This is a genomic window from Desulfocucumis palustris (assembly GCF_002933875.1).
In the GTDB taxonomy this organism is placed as follows: Bacteria; Bacillota; Desulfotomaculia; order Desulfotomaculales; family Desulfocucumaceae; genus Desulfocucumis; species Desulfocucumis palustris.
Map to the genome: position 1 here is coordinate 68,950 of NZ_BFAV01000119.1, position 17,522 is coordinate 86,471.

Annotated in this window: 21 protein-coding genes; 10 read left to right on the top strand and 11 right to left on the bottom strand. The window is 41.7% G+C overall.

The genetic code is table 11. The features are described 5' to 3' along the window. Positions 1 to 15: 15 nt before the first annotated feature. From DCCM_RS09295 to DCCM_RS09310, 4 genes are all read left to right on the top strand, one after another. On the top strand, positions 16 to 1,251 hold the full coding sequence (locus DCCM_RS09295) for an ABC-three component system protein (protein ID WP_104372115.1): 1,236 nt from the start codon (positions 16 to 18) through the stop codon (positions 1,249 to 1,251). Beyond that, on the top strand, positions 1,235 to 1,732 hold the full coding sequence (locus DCCM_RS09300) for a three component ABC system middle component (RefSeq protein ID WP_207655570.1): 498 nt from the start codon (positions 1,235 to 1,237) through the stop codon (positions 1,730 to 1,732). Before DCCM_RS09295 ends, DCCM_RS09300 begins: the two co-directional genes overlap by 17 nt. Position 1,733: 1 nt before the next feature. Beyond that, a complete protein-coding gene (locus DCCM_RS09305) occupies positions 1,734 to 3,710 on the top strand; it encodes a DUF3732 domain-containing protein (protein WP_104372116.1) in 1,977 nt (658 codons plus the stop codon). 124 nt (positions 3,711 to 3,834) lie between these two features. Next, a complete protein-coding gene (locus DCCM_RS09310; protein ID WP_104372117.1) occupies positions 3,835 to 4,758 on the top strand; it encodes an IS1595 family transposase in 924 nt (307 codons plus the stop codon). Positions 4,759 to 4,891: 133 nt separating this feature from the next. On the opposite strand, the gene DCCM_RS09315 is transcribed toward DCCM_RS09310, so the two are convergent. The 5 genes from DCCM_RS09315 to DCCM_RS19255 form a co-directional block, all read right to left on the bottom strand. Then, a complete protein-coding gene (locus DCCM_RS09315; RefSeq protein ID WP_027364629.1) occupies positions 4,892 to 5,176 on the bottom strand; it encodes a helix-turn-helix transcriptional regulator in 285 nt (94 codons plus the stop codon). Then, positions 5,169 to 5,525: a type II toxin-antitoxin system RelE/ParE family toxin gene (locus tag DCCM_RS09320; protein ID WP_104372118.1), complete on the bottom strand. Its 357-nt coding sequence runs from the start codon at positions 5,523 to 5,525 to the stop codon at positions 5,169 to 5,171. Before DCCM_RS09320 ends, DCCM_RS09315 begins: the two co-directional genes overlap by 8 nt. A 105-nt stretch (positions 5,526 to 5,630) precedes the next feature. Continuing rightward, positions 5,631 to 6,584, bottom strand: coding sequence for a DUF3991 and TOPRIM domain-containing protein (locus tag DCCM_RS09325; RefSeq protein WP_104372119.1), 954 nt, complete (start codon positions 6,582 to 6,584; stop codon positions 5,631 to 5,633). A 74-nt stretch (positions 6,585 to 6,658) separates the two neighbouring features. Further along, on the bottom strand, positions 6,659 to 6,988 hold the full coding sequence (locus DCCM_RS09330; protein WP_104372120.1) for a DUF6664 family protein: 330 nt from the start codon (positions 6,986 to 6,988) through the stop codon (positions 6,659 to 6,661). Positions 6,989 to 7,068: 80 nt separating this feature from the next. Beyond that, a complete protein-coding gene (locus DCCM_RS19255; protein ID WP_231702719.1) occupies positions 7,069 to 7,704 on the bottom strand; it encodes a hypothetical protein in 636 nt (211 codons plus the stop codon). 165 nt (positions 7,705 to 7,869) lie between these two features. Between DCCM_RS19255 and DCCM_RS09340 the strand changes: the two genes are divergently transcribed. The 4 genes from DCCM_RS09340 (at position 7,870) to DCCM_RS09355 (ending at position 10,492) form a co-directional block, all read left to right on the top strand. Then, on the top strand, positions 7,870 to 8,085 hold the full coding sequence (locus tag DCCM_RS09340; RefSeq protein ID WP_104372121.1) for a hypothetical protein: 216 nt from the start codon (positions 7,870 to 7,872) through the stop codon (positions 8,083 to 8,085). A gap of 50 nt (positions 8,086 to 8,135) precedes the next feature. Then, positions 8,136 to 8,390: a calponin homology domain-containing protein gene (locus DCCM_RS09345; protein WP_104372122.1), complete on the top strand. Its 255-nt coding sequence runs from the start codon at positions 8,136 to 8,138 to the stop codon at positions 8,388 to 8,390. 3 nt (positions 8,391 to 8,393) lie between these two features. After that, entirely contained in the window at positions 8,394 to 8,660 is a 267-nt protein-coding gene (locus DCCM_RS09350) for a type II toxin-antitoxin system RelE/ParE family toxin (protein ID WP_104372123.1), read from the top strand. 1,286 nt (positions 8,661 to 9,946) lie between these two features. Next, a complete protein-coding gene (locus DCCM_RS09355; RefSeq protein WP_104372124.1) occupies positions 9,947 to 10,492 on the top strand; it encodes a Uma2 family endonuclease in 546 nt (181 codons plus the stop codon). 327 nt (positions 10,493 to 10,819) lie between these two features. Here the strand turns inward: DCCM_RS09355 and DCCM_RS09360 are convergent, their stop codons facing one another. Further along, entirely contained in the window at positions 10,820 to 11,800 is a 981-nt protein-coding gene (locus tag DCCM_RS09360; protein ID WP_104372125.1) for an alpha-ketoacid dehydrogenase subunit beta, read from the bottom strand. A 23-nt stretch (positions 11,801 to 11,823) separates the two neighbouring features. Further along, the gene (locus DCCM_RS09365; RefSeq protein ID WP_104372126.1) at positions 11,824 to 12,780 is read right to left on the bottom strand and encodes a thiamine pyrophosphate-dependent dehydrogenase E1 component subunit alpha; all 957 of its coding nucleotides are present in this window, start codon (positions 12,778 to 12,780) and stop codon (positions 11,824 to 11,826) included. Between the two features lie 564 nt (positions 12,781 to 13,344). Here DCCM_RS09365 and DCCM_RS09375 point away from each other — a divergent pair. Further along, entirely contained in the window at positions 13,345 to 13,746 is a 402-nt protein-coding gene (locus DCCM_RS09375; RefSeq protein ID WP_104372127.1) for a winged helix-turn-helix transcriptional regulator, read from the top strand. Positions 13,747 to 14,052: 306 nt separating this feature from the next. Next, complete coding sequence (locus DCCM_RS09380; RefSeq protein WP_104372139.1) at positions 14,053 to 14,601, top strand: Uma2 family endonuclease; 549 nt, start codon at positions 14,053 to 14,055, stop codon at positions 14,599 to 14,601. Positions 14,602 to 14,946: 345 nt separating this feature from the next. Here the strand turns inward: DCCM_RS09380 and DCCM_RS09385 are convergent, their stop codons facing one another. The 4 genes from DCCM_RS09385 to DCCM_RS18315 all read right to left on the bottom strand — a co-directional run bounded on the left by DCCM_RS09385 (position 14,947) and on the right by DCCM_RS18315 (position 17,441). Continuing rightward, positions 14,947 to 15,675 carry an amino acid ABC transporter ATP-binding protein gene (locus DCCM_RS09385; protein ID WP_104372140.1) on the bottom strand — a complete coding sequence of 243 codons (729 nt, stop codon included), beginning with the start codon at positions 15,673 to 15,675 and terminating at the stop codon, positions 14,947 to 14,949. A gap of 25 nt (positions 15,676 to 15,700) precedes the next feature. Further along, a complete protein-coding gene (locus tag DCCM_RS09390) occupies positions 15,701 to 16,360 on the bottom strand; it encodes an amino acid ABC transporter permease (protein WP_104372128.1) in 660 nt (219 codons plus the stop codon). A gap of 62 nt (positions 16,361 to 16,422) precedes the next feature. Next, the gene (locus tag DCCM_RS09395; protein WP_104372129.1) at positions 16,423 to 17,223 is read right to left on the bottom strand and encodes an ABC transporter substrate-binding protein; all 801 of its coding nucleotides are present in this window, start codon (positions 17,221 to 17,223) and stop codon (positions 16,423 to 16,425) included. Between the two features lie 32 nt (positions 17,224 to 17,255). Then, positions 17,256 to 17,441: a hypothetical protein gene (locus tag DCCM_RS18315; protein ID WP_128739121.1), complete on the bottom strand. Its 186-nt coding sequence runs from the start codon at positions 17,439 to 17,441 to the stop codon at positions 17,256 to 17,258. Positions 17,442 to 17,522: the final 81 nt, after the last annotated feature.

Consider the following 17,522-nt stretch of genomic DNA (forward strand, 5'->3'; position numbering starts at 1 on the left):
AAGGGGTTGAAGCATATGAGCAAAGCAAAAAATGATGCTGTTAAAAAAACTAACTTATCAAAAACTCATGTGCCGGATAAAGTCTATGCCTATTCACTTCAAGTCAGACATGCTCTATATGAGTTATTAAGCTGCTCAGATAATGATATTGTTAGCATTGAGGTTTTTGATGACGTTGCTACCCAAAAAGATGATGGCAGTATTGAGGCAACACAGATAAAAAGCGTGCTTTCCAACAAAAATCCCATATCCAATCGAGCAGTAGACTTATGGAAGACGTTTTATAATTGGTTATTGGCTGTTAAAGCTAGTGAATTAAGTTCTAGTAGTACTAATTTCAAACTTTTTGTAGCGGCAGAGAGACATGGAGAGATTGCCAATTCATTCAGCAATGCAAAAACTCTCGAAGAAGCAAAAAAAGCCTGGAAAGAGGCAAAAAATGAATTCTATGATAAAAAAGGAAAAGAAAAAAATTTGAGTGATGAATACGCTTTATATATTAGAGATTTTTTCAATCATAATAATATGCTACCAGCATGTATGATAATTCAAAATTTTAGCTTGGCTACAATAAAGGACAACTATACGACAATTCTTTATAACACATTCTGCCAAAAAGTATTAATTCCGGAAGATCTTTTGGAGAATGTGTTTATCTATATTCTTGGATGGTTAGATAAAAAAACAGCCGAATTAGTTGAATCAAGTAAAGTTATGTCCATTACATATAAAGATTTTAAATTTCAACTTATTGCAATTACAAGCGAGTTTAATCAAAAACTAAGTCTCAAGGAATTAGCACCTCGACCAACAGAGGAAGAAATAAAGAGTGAGTATGATGCTGTAAGAAGGTACATAAGGCAGCTAGACATTGTTGACTGTAACTATACTGATAAAATTGAAGCCATAAGTGATTATCTAAGAGCGTCCACAAACAGAACGTTATGGGCAAGTCGAGGAGATATAAGTGAATCTAATTTAAAGAATTACAAAGACGAACTAATTACCAAATGGAATAATAAAAAAAATATTATAAAGCTAACCGAAAAAAATCTTTCTCCTGAAGAGCAAGGAAAACTTTTATATTTCCGCTGCAAAGAAAATAGTATTAGTATAGGTCATCTTTGTGTACCATCTTTTTTCACATCAGGTTGTTACCATGCTTTATCTGACGATATGAAGATTGGATGGCATCCAAAATATGAAAAATTATTAAATGAGGGATGTGAAAATAATGAGCGATCTAAATAAGGAAATTCGAAATGTGCAAAACCCTGCTTTTGGAGCATTCGCAATATGGAATTTTGTTCGGGGGTATTATAGTTTTAACTCATTATTTACGCCATTTCCTATTTTGTTTATTGTCTTGCCTATTGTTTTTCGAGGTGATATGGTTGAAGTTTTATATGGCACAAATAAGCCATCCGGTTTAAGGCATTTTGCAAATAAATTTCTATCAACTAAAGTACTTAAGAATGATGTAGTATCGCAAATACATATATCCAGTTCAAACATGAAACACAACACGCTTGATTCTATAAGAATTGCTTTAAATGCCTCGCTGATTTCAATAGACTATGAAAATGCACTTGTATTTCCCATATCAACAACAGAGCATAAAAGTGAGCCTAAATCAATAATTAAGCTTGGCAAAGCCTCTGAGAAGTTGGGCTATTGGTGTTCTCAGCTTACTTTACATGAAATCTCTCAAATACTGAAAGTGAGGTTTTAGAATGAATTTTCAAATAAAAAAACTGATCCTATGGCCTAGAAAGACCGAATTTAAATTTAAGGAGATTGAGTTTGAATTAGGAGTAATTAATATTATTACAGGAGCATCAAGAACTGGGAAGTCAGCGATTATTCCCATAATAGACTATTGCTTAGCGTCAGGTTCATGTTATATACCTGTTAAGACGATAAGAAGTGCTTGTAGCTGGTTTGGAGTAGTTATCCAAACTAATAATACTCAAATACTCCTTGCTAGACGTGAGCCAGGGATGCAGAAATCTACAGAGGATATGTACATTGCAGAAGGCACTTCTGTAACTATTCCAGAAGTGCCTATAAAAAACACAACATCTAGTAATGTAAAAAAACAGCTGGATGAATTATCAGCTCTATCTTTTTTAGATATGGAGTCCGATACAAGTAATAATTACTACAGCAGACCATCTTTTAGAGATCTAATGGCTTTTTGTTTTCAACCTCAAAATATTGTTGCAAATGCAAATACATTATTTTTTAAAGCGGATACTACTGAACATCGAACAAAACTAATTAATATTTTTCCGTATATATTGGGAGCTGTTACTCCAGATATTTTAGCAAAGCGTCAAGAAATAAATAACCTTTCAAAAGAATTAAAACGTAAGGAAAGAGACTTACAAAAGCTTAAAGATGTTGCAGAAAAATGGAAAATTGAAATAAATGGATGGTTAGCTGCTGCACAAGAGTTTGGGCTACTTACAGTTACTTATAAATTAGATGAATTATCTTTTGAAGAGCAAATTGAGTTGCTTTCCTCACTTGTTAATAAAAAGGCATCTGATTCCAATATTCTAAATAAAAATATTGAGGAATCTTCCCAAGAAATAGTGGCACTTCGTAAAGAGGAGAATGAGATTTCACTTAAGCTGTCTTCTTTTAAAAATAGATATACAGAGATGACGCAACTTATGGAAAGCATAGATGATTATAGAGAATCATTAACTATACAAGTCGAAAGGTTAAATGTTTCTAAATGGTTGAAAAGCCTTGCAGAAGGTGAATATATATGCCCAATTTGTGGCAAACCAGATGCTCATCCTAAAGAACAACTTGAAAAATTTTATATAAGTCTTAATAGGCTTGAAGAAGAAGCTGGATATACTAGTAGGATTCCTGCTGCTTTTGAACGTGAATATGAAAGTGTAAAAACTGAAATTGAGAAACTTACGGAGCAACTTGTTGCAATTCAAAAGAGAATTAAAATACAAAGCAATATACGTAATTCTTCCGAAGAGGAAAAATATACCCTTGAAAATATTGCAAGATTTTTAGGACAGGTACAATATGCGAGTGAAACATTTGAAACGCTTGGAACGGATAGTCAACTTCTGGCGGAAATAGATAAATTAAATGAGCGGCTTAAGGATTTAAGGGCTCAGGTAGATGAACATGCAATAAGACAAAGGATAAATACAGCGTTAAGAACAATTGAAGCATATGCAATAAAGCTAATACCTGTGCTTGATTCCGAAAGACCTAATGATCCAATAAAAATAGACTATGAGAATCTTACTGTTATTGTAAGCGGTGAAGATGGACGTGATGATTATTTATGGGAAATTGGAAGCGGCTCAAACTGGCTTGCATATCATATTTCAGTGACCCTTGGATTTCATCTGTTCTTTAATAAGCAAGCTCATTCGTCTGTGCCAAGTTTTATTGTCTATGATCAGCCCAGTCAAGTTTATTTCCCGCAGAAATTAGCAGCAAAAGATGATGAAAAAGACTTAGACCCAAAGCTTGAAGATGAAGATCAAATTGCAGTCAAAAAAATCTTTAAGACAATATCAAAGGCGTTAAAAAGCTCAAATAATGGTTTTCAGATTATTGTGTTGGAACATGCTGATAGTAGCATATGGGGTGAAATTGACAAAGTTCACGAAGTTTGCGAATGGAGAGGCGAAAATAAAAAGCTAATTCCAATAGAATGGATTGAATAGTAGTATGTTAGTTAAATAATAGAAATGATTTAATTTCATGAGTATTAAATTGTCTCAGAAAACCATTGCTCAAAGGAACGTATGTTTGTTATAATTAAAGCAAATATACGTTCGGGGTGATAATATGTCACAGCAAGAAACCATGAGTCTGAGGAAATTCAAAGATAAATTTCCTGATGAAGATGCTTGCTGCAAGCATATGTTTCAGATCCGGTGGCCAGAGGGGTATCGTTGCCCAAAGTGTGGCCATGACCAGTTCTATTATATCGGTACCCGAAAACTGTACGAGTGCAAGGCTTGTAGATATCAAACATCGGTGACTGCAGGTACTATAATGCATAAATCTCACACAAAACTGGATGTATGGTTTTTGGCAATATACCTGACTGCCCATGATAAGAGGGGCATAGCAGCCAGAAAGCTTGAACAAGACATTGAAGTCAGTTACCCCACAGCGTGGCTGATGTTACACAAAATCCGTAAGGCTATGGGTGATCGTGACGCCTACTATCTGTTGGCAGGTATTGTTGAACTTGATGATGCCTTTTTTGGTGGCCCCACTGAAGGCGGAAAACGGGGACGGGGAACTGACAAAACAAAAGCTCTTATTGGTCTGTCGTTGGATAAGCAAGGCCGTCCACAGTATATTAAAGCCTCCGTGATTGAGAACCTTAGGGCAAGCACACTGGCTGATACGGTAAAAGGACTGATTCAACAAGGTTCAGTTATCTCTTCGGATTTACACAGAAGCTATCCCTGTCTGGAAAAAGAAGGCTATACAGTGTACAGCAAAGAGTTTAACCCGAATGAAAATCCTGACCACCTGAAATGGTTACATACCGCGATTTCAAACCTCAAAACTTTGATTGCAGGGACTTATCACGGACTGGATTCAAAGCACTTACAGGCATACTTCAACGAGTATTGCTATCGGTTTAATCGCCGCAAATTCAAGGGGCAATTATTCAATAGGCTTTTGAACGCCTGCATTGGAACCACCACCATTACCTACCACCAATTGGTAGATGGGGTTCCTGTTTTAACCTGATACTCATGTATAATAATATAATAGCGCAAAAGCGCATTTATTCGTTTCAATACATAAAAAAGGCGCTGATCTCTCAGTGCCTTTTTTTAATCATCTGTGCTATCACTCACTTCTTTATAGCTTCTCGCAATAGTTATTTTAGCGTAACCTGTACCTCTTTGCCGAGGGAGCGGGCAACCTTGGACAGAAAGTCCAGGGATGGATTATACGTTCCGCTTTCCAGGCGGCTGATATTGGATTTCTGGGTTCCAACCCGAAGCGCCAATTCTTCCTGGGTAATATTTTGGCTGGTGCGTGCTTCAATGATTTGTGAAATCACATCATAGCGCGGTTTCAGCTTTTCGTATTCAGCTTTGAATTCTTCGTCCTTCATCAAAAGCTCTTTCACTTCGGAAAACTTTGCTCCTGCCTTACTCATTGTCACACCTTCTTTCATAATCTTCTTTATAACGCAGTGCCCGTTCAATCTCTCTTTGCGGAGTTTTTTGAGTTTTTTTGGTGAAACCATGAAGCAGCACAAAAGTCTTCTGGTGGTATGTGAAATAGAAAATCCTGCTGATATCCGAGGCGAACTTGATTCTCAATTCAAAAAGGCCTTTGCCTTTTACGGGCTTGACGTATGGTTCCCTTAATTCAGGTCCATGCTTTTCCAGCAGTTCTATTTCGCTAAAGGCTTTTGCCCGCATTTTTGCTTCCAACGACAGCAGAAAATCCAGTACGGGAATATCTCCGTTTTCCTTTTTATAGTATTCTACCTGCCAATCCATGATACACCTCTAATCTTAGTATATGCCTCACCTCATCATCATGTTATCATATACGATAACATGAATCAAGAAATTTGTATTTTTTTTAAAGTATCTAAAAAGCAATCATCTTTCAATGCTATTTGGCTGCCGTATCCTTAATACCATCCTGAGATAATCGTTGTAATCCTTCCCACGTGAGGGCAGCTCATCGGAAATGGTGTAGGTGGAGGGAAGGATGGCCTTAATGGTCTCCGCCGCCAGCCTTCCCGGTGCGTCGTTGTCCAGATGCAGGGAAATTCCGGTTATTTGCGGGTAATCCTTGAGGTATTGCATCAAAGAGGCGGGCAGGGTGCTTTCCTCGATATTCTTTTTCGGCTTGTAAATACCCGCCAGAGACAGACAGTTTTCCCGCCGCCAATCCCTGTCGGAAAGCAGCTCCAACGTGCCGTAGGACAAAAGGTCGATGGCGCTTTCAAACAGGTGCAGCTTGGTGGATTTATCCCTTGCCGGAATGGAGAAGGAGAAGCGCTTGTCGCTGCCGCTTGCGTCCCCCATAAACCGGCTGCCGGATGTACCCCGGAGCGCGCCGTAGCGGGGAACGCCCTGCGGTTCGAAGCCAACAAAGACCGCGTTGCGGCGGTAGCGGCTTTCATACAGCCGTCCGGTTTCAAGGCAGTAACCAATCAAGGCGCTGTGTATGCCGCGCCCTTTGAGATAGGCAACTACGCGGTCGTTGCTTTTGTTTTCGTCCGGCAACAGCAACCTTCTCGGCTCGGCGGGTTCCCGTGCCTTTGACGGGACAGGCGGCTCAACAACTGCCTGCCCGTCTATCCGCATGACCGCCTCGGGGAGCGTCATGCCCCGGACCTTGATAAGATAATCCAGGGCGGAGCGCCCGCCAATGCCACGGGACCACCAGCACCACTTCCCGTTGGATATTTTCAGGCTGTCATGGCTGCGGGTGGTATAGACGTTGCCGGAAAAGTGAACCACCTCCTGCGGTTCGTAATATTGCAAATAGGTCAGCAGATCCATCTGTTTGGCTCGCTTAATTTGTTCCGGGGCCACATAGGGCATAACGATCACCTCCGAACGCAAAAAGCACCGGACTTTGTCTTCCGATGCTTCTTCAAGGAGTTGTTGCAATGCGGCTATAGTGCGCCGATTTTTTTGAGATAGGAAAAACTGCCCGTATGCCCGCGAAAATAAAGCTGCATACGCTCCATGTCCTCCATGCGGGTTGCTGTATCCAGGTAATCCGTAAGGATTTTATGTTCTTCCCTGCTGAGAGCAACCGGCCCCTCACCCTCCAGAACAGCCGAAATGAAAGGGTGCCGCTCCGTGAGTTCTCCTTTTCTTTGATGGAGCTGGCCATACTCGTCATTGTTGTGCAGCAAGTCAATAGCGGTGTCGCTATGAATTTCGGTAAACAGCGCCGCAATCCGTTCCGGCAGGGTCTGGAATTTAAAAGGTTCTTTCATTACGTGCCTCTTTCCCGGTTTTTGTTTACTGTAAGCCTTGAGAAAATAGAAAGTCAAAGCTATTAATGTGTGTTCAGCAATTACCGTTCATAGCCCACGGCCTTTTTTGCGGGAATATCCAGGTTCTCATCCGGCCCGTCGTCCATGATCTCGTTTTCCGCCTTGTCCATATTAAGCAGAATGTTCAGTTCATGCAGCCGCGCGGATTTGCTTTGCAGCTCCTGCTCCTTTTCAAAGGGGATATCAATTTCTTTCTTGGCCGTTTCCATCTGCTGACGGAGGGTTTTGAGATGTTCCAGGCAATACTCCAGTTTCTTCGGCATTTCGGCCAAAACGTTGTTGAGCCTGGTGATGTTGCCGTGCACGTCCGCGCCCAAAGCAACCGTATGGCTGGGAGTGCCCTGGAGCGTGATTTGATACTTTGGACTGATACAATAATAAAGCCTGGCCGGTAAACCTTTTTTTTGTTCCTGTAAAACTCCCTCATCCCTCAATTTTTTCCTGGCCGTTTCCTGCTCTTTGCGTGACATACCAAGCTCATTTTTCCAATCATCACGTGATTTATAAAACCAGTCATCATCAGAACCTTTTCCCGTCCAGTAAATTGCTTGACAAAGAAAAAGCCCAGCTGTAACGCTTCCCAATGCTTTTGCAAAATCCGCATGGTAAGAAACCGGCTTGTCCATTAGAACTTTGAGCAAAACATCCTTTGCCATAAAAATAAAATTCCTCCTCTGGAGAAAAAAGAACCTTGTTGGAATTAACCCAAGCCGGAGTGTGGGGGCAAAGATTACTGGAGCTTCACCAAATAAAGCACCCCGTAGTTGTGTCTCCGGGGCTAATAAGTTAATATGTAAGCAATGGAGAAGGTGGTGTTCTCCGTGCAAGCCAAAGAACGTTTAATAAAAGAAATAGAGTCGCTGGGTCCACACAATATTTTGCGGGTCTACGATCTCGTTTTAACCCTCAAGAAACAGGATAAAAAAATCCAATTTCAGAAACCTAATAATGGTTATTTGCGAGCCCGCCTTGCGTTGAAAAATTGCAAGGATTCGCTCAGTGACGACATCATAAGAGAGAGAAAAGCCCGTATATGAATCTTTTTTTTCGATACTTCAGCTTTACAGAAGCAAAGGAGGTTCGCCTTATGGCAATGGAAATTGAAAAACTGGTGAAGGAAATTAAGGCTCTATCTCCTGAGCAAAAATTTGAACTGGCCAGAAGGCTGGAAGAAGAAGCCGTTTTCAATGACGACCAGTCCTGGTACTGGACGGCCGAATGGCAGGAGGCGGAAAAAGAAGCCGATGAGGATTTCGCCTCCAACCGAGTTCACCATTTTGAAAACGTAGACGAGGCCATCAAATTTTTGCACCAGCAAGCCGATAAAGTTGATGGAGATTAAAGCATGTACGTTCTGGAATTTAGCACAAAGTTTGTTCGGGCATATAAAAAACTTGATCAGCAAACACGTTTCCAAGTTGATAATACACTGCAGCTTTTAGTTAAAAACCCCAAACATCCATCACTACGCCTGAAAAGAATACAAGGCACAAAAGATATTTGGGAAATCAGCGTAAATATGTCTGTTCGAATTACATTACGCTTATCAGAAAATATCATTCAACTAAGAAACGTAGGTACCCACGAACAGGTTTTCAGGCCCCCTTATTGAGTATTCTTTCTACCGTTTTTTTTACCATCGGACTTTTATAACCCAATTTTACCGTGTTAAATGAAATATCGCTGAGTCGTCCAAAACGCGTAAATTATGGACTCAGCGATATTGCTTTTAATGCTGATATAACCCAGGGTAAAACTCAAAATCCGCCGGTGGCAACACCGTAAGGGTTTGACTCCCTTCTTCGGCACCAAACAGTATTCATGCGGGCTTCAAGGCTGGGATTAGCCTCCAGGGGCTAATTTTAAAAAGCTAGTCCGCAGGGTCTGAATTTACACGACGGATTACCCTCTAGCTGTTTTTGTCAGCAAATACTAAAGCAGCGAAGGGAGTTTACTATTTTATGGCCAAAGGAAAAGTTTTAACTATCAGGGAGTAATCCATAGAGTAGAGAATAAACGGCAGTGGGTTTTGACACATGAGCGCAGCGGCTTATCTGTTCACACTCTTAGCTCAAAACAAGAAGCGTTGGACGCGGCGGCGGCTGCCCCTGCTATAGATTGGACGCAGGATAAGCGTACAGCTGTGGAGCTTTCCAGTCAGGAAGGTAGAGAGTGAGTCAATCGTGTGCGCTGTGGTGCATTTAAAAAGAGCAAGCGTGCCAGTTAATCACAAATGGTCAAACATTTGGGCGGGGGTTAAATACTCTCGCCTTAAAAATTATATACAACATATGGGAGCGACAGCATAATGACAAAATTTCAGATTACAGTCGAGAGCATACTAAAAACACACCGGAAATTCAATGACTTTGGCAAAGGTGAAGAATTTTATCTGAAGCTAGGAGAGTGTTGAGAAACACATTGAAAAAGCAATAACCGTGTTGATAAACTACCGCCCGAGGCCGTTCAAAAAGCTCCAGATGCAAGGCGCGGCAAGGCCTCAAGCTTCAGTGTACTCATAGTACACTCCCGCATTGAGGCCGCAGCCGCAACGCAGCAGATGGACTTTTTCAACGGCCTCCTAGAGAACGGTGGTTACATGGATTTGGTTATAGGGCGCCAGGGGAATACGGTTATGGTCGGCCACTACGCAAACATGAACGGTGATTTGGTTCTGACCCTGTGTTGATTTATGTTATTCTCCCGTCCGGTGAATGGTATCCCTGGCGGATTGAACAGGTGTTCAGTGACACACAAGTTGCGAATGAGGCCCAGTTTACTCAGGAGCAAAACACTGGTATAATATCTCACAACAATAAGAAACTGATTGGGCTAGAAAAAGAACAGCAGCATAACTTGAATGCGATATATTAGTTTAATAAAAGGAGGCTTCTGGCAATGCAAGAAACTCCTAACAAGCTATACACTTACGAAGATTACTTAAAAATTGATGACGACAACCAGTATGAGCTAATCGGGGGTGAGTTAATTTTGGTTCCATCGCCAAAATCAATACATCAAATAATTAGCCTGGAACTGGCGGCTACACTACGGGATTATGTGCGAAAAAACAAATTAGGTAGAGTTATTACTGCCCCGCTAGATGTTGTTTTAAGTGAAACAGATAAACCACAGCCCGACATACTCTTTATATCCACTAACCGTTTGGATATTATTACCGAAGATAACATTAAAGGCGCGCCGGATTTAGTGATAGAAATACTCTCGCCGTCAACGGCCAGCCGGGACAAAGTGCAAAAGAGTAAAATGTATTACAATCATGGTGTTAAAGAATATTGGATTGTAGATCCAAGCGCTAAAGCAGTACAGGTGTTTACCCCCGGTGAAAAAAACTGGAATCTCTTTGAATCGTATGATACAGACGGAGTTTTAACTTCCCCGCTGTTGCCGGGATTAGAAATTAATTTAAAGAATGTCTTTTAATCTTACCGCCAGAGGGCGGTTTATTTTTTTTCATTATTGCAAAGCAAAAGCATGATATAACGGCAATTTTTTTGACCTGTTCCGGTTCATTAAGTAAAAAAAGCAGGAAAATTTAATGTAAAAAGCCAATACGAAAAAATTGAAATCCCATAGCTCGGAATAGTCGCGACTTCATTCTGTGGGGCAATCAAAAATTTTGCACATTAGTTTCGCGCGTAGGCATTGTTAAGGCTCAACAGCAGCATATCAATATCTGCCGGTTGAGCCTTTTTTTCGCGCAAAACTCCTGTCCCCTTTTAGAACCGTCCCTGTGTTATCTGAAAACCGTCAGGCCATAATCGCTTTGACAGCCTGAATGAGCTGGCCCTCATTGGGAATGTAAAACTGTTCCAGCGGAGGGCTGAAGGGAACTGGTATATCGGGAGGCGCCACCCTCTTAACCGGAGCCTTGAGGGAGTCAAAAGCCTCTTCCGCCACCAGCGCGGCAATTTCACCGCCGAAACCGCCGGTACGGGTAGCCTCGTGCAGTACAACCAGGCGGCCTGTTTTCCGTACCGATTGAAGAATGGTGTACTTGTCCAGGGGAGCCAGCGTCCTTAAATCTACTATCTCCATTTCAATTCCGTCCTTACTCAGCGCGGCCGCAGCTTTAAAAGCCACTCCCAGCATCTTGGACCAGGTTACCACCGTCACGTCGCTGCCCGGCCTCTTAACGTCCGCCGCACCGATGGGAATTGTGTACTCACCCTCAGGTACCGGCCCCGGGGCGAAATAGAGCGCCATGTCCTCAATGAAAATAACCGGATTATCGTCACGAATGGCCGATTTCAAAAGTCCTTTTGCATCAGCCGGGGTGCCCGGCATTACAACTTTAAGACCGGGGCAGTGGGCTACCCACGCCTCAAGGTTGTGGGAGTGCTGGCAGCCCGCGCCAAAACCGGCGCCGGTCTTAACCCGAACCACCATGGGGAAGGCGCTTTTGCCGCCGGACAGGTAGCGAAGCTTGGCGGCATGGTTGACAATCTGATCCGAAGCAATGGTGAAAAACGGGTTAAACATAACTTCCACCACCGGCCGTAGGCCCATTACCGAAGCTCCCACCGCCAGGCCGGCAATGGCGGCTTCTGAAACCGGGGTGTCCTTAACCCTGCCCGGCCCGAATTCTTTTAAAAGTCCAAAAGTAGGCAGCGACGGGGACTCATGGATTCCAACACCTATACCCTCGCCTGCAATAAAGACGTCGAGATCCCTGCGCATTTCTTCAAGAAGGGCCTGTTGAACCGCTTGACCCATTGTTATCTTCTGCATGTATAGTCTCCTTTCAAGATTTTCTATACGTAGACGTCTTCGAGCGCCTCACCGGGAGCCGGCCAGGGGCTTTCTTCCGCAAAGCGAACGGAGTTTTCCACCGTTTCGTTTATCTCCTTTTCAATCGTCAAAAGCTCCTGCTCCGAAATCAAACCTTCCCGCAGCAATTCCTTTTGCAGTTTATCCACCGGACACCGCTCCATCCAGGCGGCAATTTCTTCCTTGGGCTGGTAAACCTGATGGTCGGCTTCACCGTGACCGCGCCAGCGGTAGGTTTTACATTCAAGCAGGGTCGGGCCTTCCCCGGCCAGGCACCTCGTCCTGGCTTTTAACGCCGCCTCGTAAACTGCAGCAGCGTCGTTGCCGTCCACCACTTCGCCCGGCATATCATAGGCCATCGCCCGCACTGCAATATCTTTAATTTTGGTATGCTCCTCCATCCTCTGCGCCCCGGAATAGACATTGTTTTCACAAACAAATATTACAGGCAGGTTCCACAATGCGGCCATGTTTAAAGCCTCGTGGAAGCTGCCTTCATCAGCCGCGCCGTTTCCGAAAAAACAAACCGTTACACAATTACTTTTCTTATACTGCTGGGCAAAGGCCGTTCCCACGGCGATGGGAATACCGCCGCCCACCACGGTGGTCGTGCAGAGAGCGTTTACCTCGGGCACGGCAATGTGCAGGGTGCCGCTTTTTCCCTTGTTGCATCCCGTACGCTTTCCAAAGATTTCTGCCATGATCAGTTTCGGATCGGCGCCCTTGGCGATCAGGTGGCCGTGGCTGCGGTGGTTGCTGATGATCACGTCATCTCTTTCAAGGGAGCCGCACACACCGGCCGCCACTGCCTCCTGGCCTGTGCAGAGAATCATCATCCCGGGAATTTTTCTTTCGATTTTACATAGCTCGACAAGCTTATCTTCAAAACGCCGGATCAAAAGCATGGTCTTATATAATCCAAGCCTCTTTTGATTTGTCATACTCGCTTTCCTCCCTTATCCGTTAATTTTCCATCAATTCCGGAAAAGCATTAACTTATGGTCAATTTGACAGTTCTCAATAAACTTTTTCGTCCGCCACCTTTCTCTTAGAATTTTATGCTTCTTCCACTTCCCCCAAAAATACGTTTTAAAAATAGTACATTGCTAAACGAAGCCGGGGAGAAGTTGGATGATATTATTGACATCCTGCATAAGACTCTTGGTAAACCAGGCAGAAGACCGCGCACTTATCGTCAAATTGCTCGTGCCTATCTCAAGGCATTGTCCGCAACAAGAAACCCGGGAAGAAAGGCCATACGCAAAGCCATCGGTAAGCTGCTACGCTATGTGGGGCGCAACCTTAGTGCCGTAGATCGCCTTCTTGCTGTGGCCGGCGATGGGCATGGCCTGAGTCGGAAGCACCAGGAAAATTTGAGCACCTACGTACGTTTGTGTGTAATAATATGTGTTATAATATTAGCTAAATAGTATCTTTTTTAGCAAGTAGGCACTTTTTTGTGCTATAGTACCTAAAAAGATACTTAAGGCATTGGGGTGAAAAAAATGATCGATAAAGAGAAACGGCATGAGGAATGCCACATGAAGGAAAAATGTGTAAAATATGATATATGTCCAATGATTATGGTGCAAAAAATAATTTCCGGCAAATGGAAAATATTAATCCTGTGGTATTTAAGTTACAAAACACTCAGGTTTAATGACATTAAAAAAAGATTACCTTATGTTACTCAAAAAATGCTGACACAGCAGTTAAGAAGTTTAGAAGAGGATAATCTTATATTCAGGAAGGTATATCCTGTTGTTCCCCCAAAAGTAGAATACGGACTAACAGAAGTTGGGAAAAAAATAATTCCCATATTGGAAATGATGCATGGTTTTGGGGCCGAGTATTTAGAACAAGTATATGATAAGGAAGTAAATTCTCCAGAAATATCAAGGCCTTAGATCACTGCGAAAGTTGAGCGAATTAAAATCAAAGGGCGTAGAGTTTGAAAAAGGCTTAACAAATGATGTGAATAGGTGTCAAGGGTAAGGTTAGTTGTTGAATGCCCAAGCATTTCAGCTACCACTTTTGGGTGTATACCAGCTTTTAATAGTGATTGCCCTTGTGGATACCAGAGAAAACATATATGATGAGATAGCCGGGAGATTAAAGTGGTAACTCCCCAACTTATCTTTTAGCTTGCTGAAGAACAAAAATATAAGGTATTTAAGTCGGCTCCGGAAGAAAAATGAAGGGGGTTTTAAATGATGCAAGAAACTCCTAACAAGCAGCTTTACACTTATGAAGATTACTTAAAAATCAATGATGACAACCAGTATGAACTAATTGGGGGTGAATTGATATTGGTTCCGGCACCAAAGACTACCCACCAAAAAATAAGCAGAAAACTATTACAAATTATTGGTACCTTCATTGACGATAATAACCTCGGCGAATTATATGGCGCACCAACTGATGTTATCTTAACGGAGACAGATAAGCCACAGCCGGATATTTTGTTCATTTCAAATGAGCGACTGGGTATTATTACAGAAAATAATGTTCAAGGTGCACCGGATTTGGTAATAGAAGTATTATCTCCCTCAACGACCAGCCGGGATAAAGTGGAAAAGAGTAAAATGTATTACACCCACGGCGTTAAAGAATACTGGATCATTGACCCGGACGCCAAAGTAATAGAGGTTTTTACCTCTGGAGAAAAAAACTGGAATCTTGTTGAGGCATATGGTAAAAACGGTATTTTAACTTCCCCGCTGTTGCCGGGATTACAAATTAATTTAAAGAATGTCTTTTAACCTAACCGCCTTTGCCGTCATATTTTTTCATCACTGTCAGGCAAACAAATGTTCCACACAATACTCTCCCAAAAGGGAGAGAAGAAACATGAGCGGTGATGAAGAATAAAGCATGTACGCTCCGGAATTCAGCACAAAGTTTGTTCGCTCTTATAAAAAGCTTAACCAGCAAACCGTTCTCAAGTAGATAATTCGCTGCAGCTTTTGGTTAAAAGCCACAAACATCCGTCACTACGCCTGAAAAAGATACAAGGTACAAAAGACAAATGGAAAATCAGTGTAAACATGTCTATCAGAATTACTTTGCGCTTTGAGGGGACTAATACTGATTGCCCCGGTGGGAGCTTAACTAATCAATCTAATTCTTTTTAAAAAGCTCAATGTTCTTTCTTTTTCCGGACTGTGAAAAATTGTTTCGGGATTCCCTTCCTCAATTACCATTCCGTGATCCATAAAGACTATTCTATTGGAAATCTCTTCAGCAAAGCTCATCTCGTGTGTAACAATTATCATTGTCATGCCATCCCGGGCCAAATCTATTATTGTCTGAAAAACCTCTCCTGAAAGTTCTGGATCGAGGGCAGATGTAGGTTCATCAAACAGCATTATATCAGGGTTCATTGCAAGGGCCCTGGCAATAGCCACCCTCTGCATCTGCCCGCCTGAAAGTTGACGGGGGAAACTCGCTTCCTTATTTTCAAGCTTAACTTTCCTTATAAGGGTGCGAGCTGTTTCTATTGCTGATTCTTTATCAATCCTCCTGACAGTCATCAACGGCCTGGCAATATTTTCGAGGACAGTATAGTGTGGAAACAAGTTAAACTGTTGGAAAACCATCCCTATTTTTGTTCCCGGTTTTTTTGCAAAATCTTTTTGATATATTGAGCGTCCATTTAATAGTATTACACCGGAATCAATACATTCAAGCTTACAGATACATCTTAGCAATGTACTTTTTCCGGAACCGCTGGGGCCGATGATTGATATAATTTCCCTATTATTCACATCAAGATTAATTTCTTGAAGGACCTTAACACCATTGAATGACTTGTTTAAACCCGCTATTGTCAATATTTGATTACCCACATTTCACCCCCCTTTAACTCACATAAGCTTTATTAATTCGCTTCTCGATTTTTTTACTGATAACAGAAACTGTATACGTCATAACAAAATATATAATCCCCAGGGTCAGGTAAATCTCAAACGCCCTGTAGGTCCTGGTATATATAAGGTTTCCTATTCTAGTCAGCTCCGTAATAGCAAGTACTGACACGAGAGAACTTTCTTTTAGCAAAGATGAAAATGAATTCATCAATGGGGGTATGGCTACACGTATTGCCTGGGGGTAAACGATATGGAGCAAACTCTGGAACCTATTATATCCCAGAACAAATGACGCCTCTTTTTGCCCCATGGGAACAGCATTAATGGATGCCCTAATAATCTCGGACATGTACGCGGCGCTATTAAGGGCAAGACCTAAAATTGCGGCTAAAAATCCGGGCATGTTAATTCCCACAGAGGGCAAACCGTAGTAAATAAAAAAGAGCTGAATTAGAAGCGGTGTCCCTCTGAATATTTCAACATATATTGATAACATTTTCTCAACGCTATTTGGTATTTTTTCGCACCTCATGGTGCCGACAATAAAAGATATAAACAAAGCCACAATAAACGAGAGTATAGTGATTTTTATTGTCAATAAGGCAGCAGATAGTAAAAACCACAAGTTATCCGCGATTATTTCAAAATTCAAATTTACACCCCTGCAAATAGGGGGTAAACATATTGTTCACCCCCTGGCAATCTATAATATTATTATACTTTTAGCCAGTTTCCTATTAATTGATCATAAACACCATTTTTCTTAATATTTGCAAATGCCTCGTTAAGCCTTTGGGTCAGGGTGTCTTCGCCTTTCCTTAAAACCATTACAATTTCGGATGATTCAAGCGGCTTGTCAAGTATCTTGAACCCTTTTTCCGTCTTCATCTGGTTTACAGCGTATGCGTAGCCGACTATAACAGCGCCTATTCTTTTATTCTTTAAATCAATAAATGCTTCAGGGTTATAATTATATCTTTTTATTTCCTTAAATCCTTGCATTTTATCCGCTATTTGCTCACTCCCCGAACCTAATTGAACACCAATAACTTTTCCTTTAAGATCCTCCGGGGAATTAATGGATTTTTCATCCTCACGAACCACAACCACGTCATTTAAATTATAGTAAACATCACTCATATTAACGTTTTCTTTTGCTGCTTCTTTTTTTGACATGCATGTAATTAGAACGTCGTAATCACCTTTAGTCAGCCCTCCAAGAAGAGCTTGCCATTCTGCGTCCTTGATTTCAACATCCACTCCGATTTCCCTGGCCAGGGCATTGGCAAGATCAACATCAAAACCTTCTATTTTACCAGTTTTTTCGTTTCTGGATTCAAATGGCGGGTATGCCGCACAAAGCCCAACTGTCAGCTTTTGGGCCTCCTCCACCCTTTTCAAGGAATTGTCTTGACCGGTTTTATCCATACCGGTTTCAGACTTTTGGGAACATGCAGCCAGCGTAAGAAGCATTGCAAGGATAAGCGCCAACATCATTATGTAATTTTTTCTCATCTTTGTCACTCTTCCAACCTTCCATAGTGTATTTATTCATTCATTTGGCGTACGATGAATTGTTTAACTTTTAAAATAGAAGTGTTTATATTTGACTCACCTATAGCTGCAAAAGAAAAATGAAGACCATTATTATTCAGGGATTTTTTTAATTCTTCAATAAAAATACCAGGTTTTTTTATGTAGCGAATTTCATTAACTTTACTCAACTTTCTCACATGAATAATTGACTTCAACCCTTGATATAACTGAGTTTGATTCGACTATTTTTGAATGAAAACAACAAAAACACCCCTAAC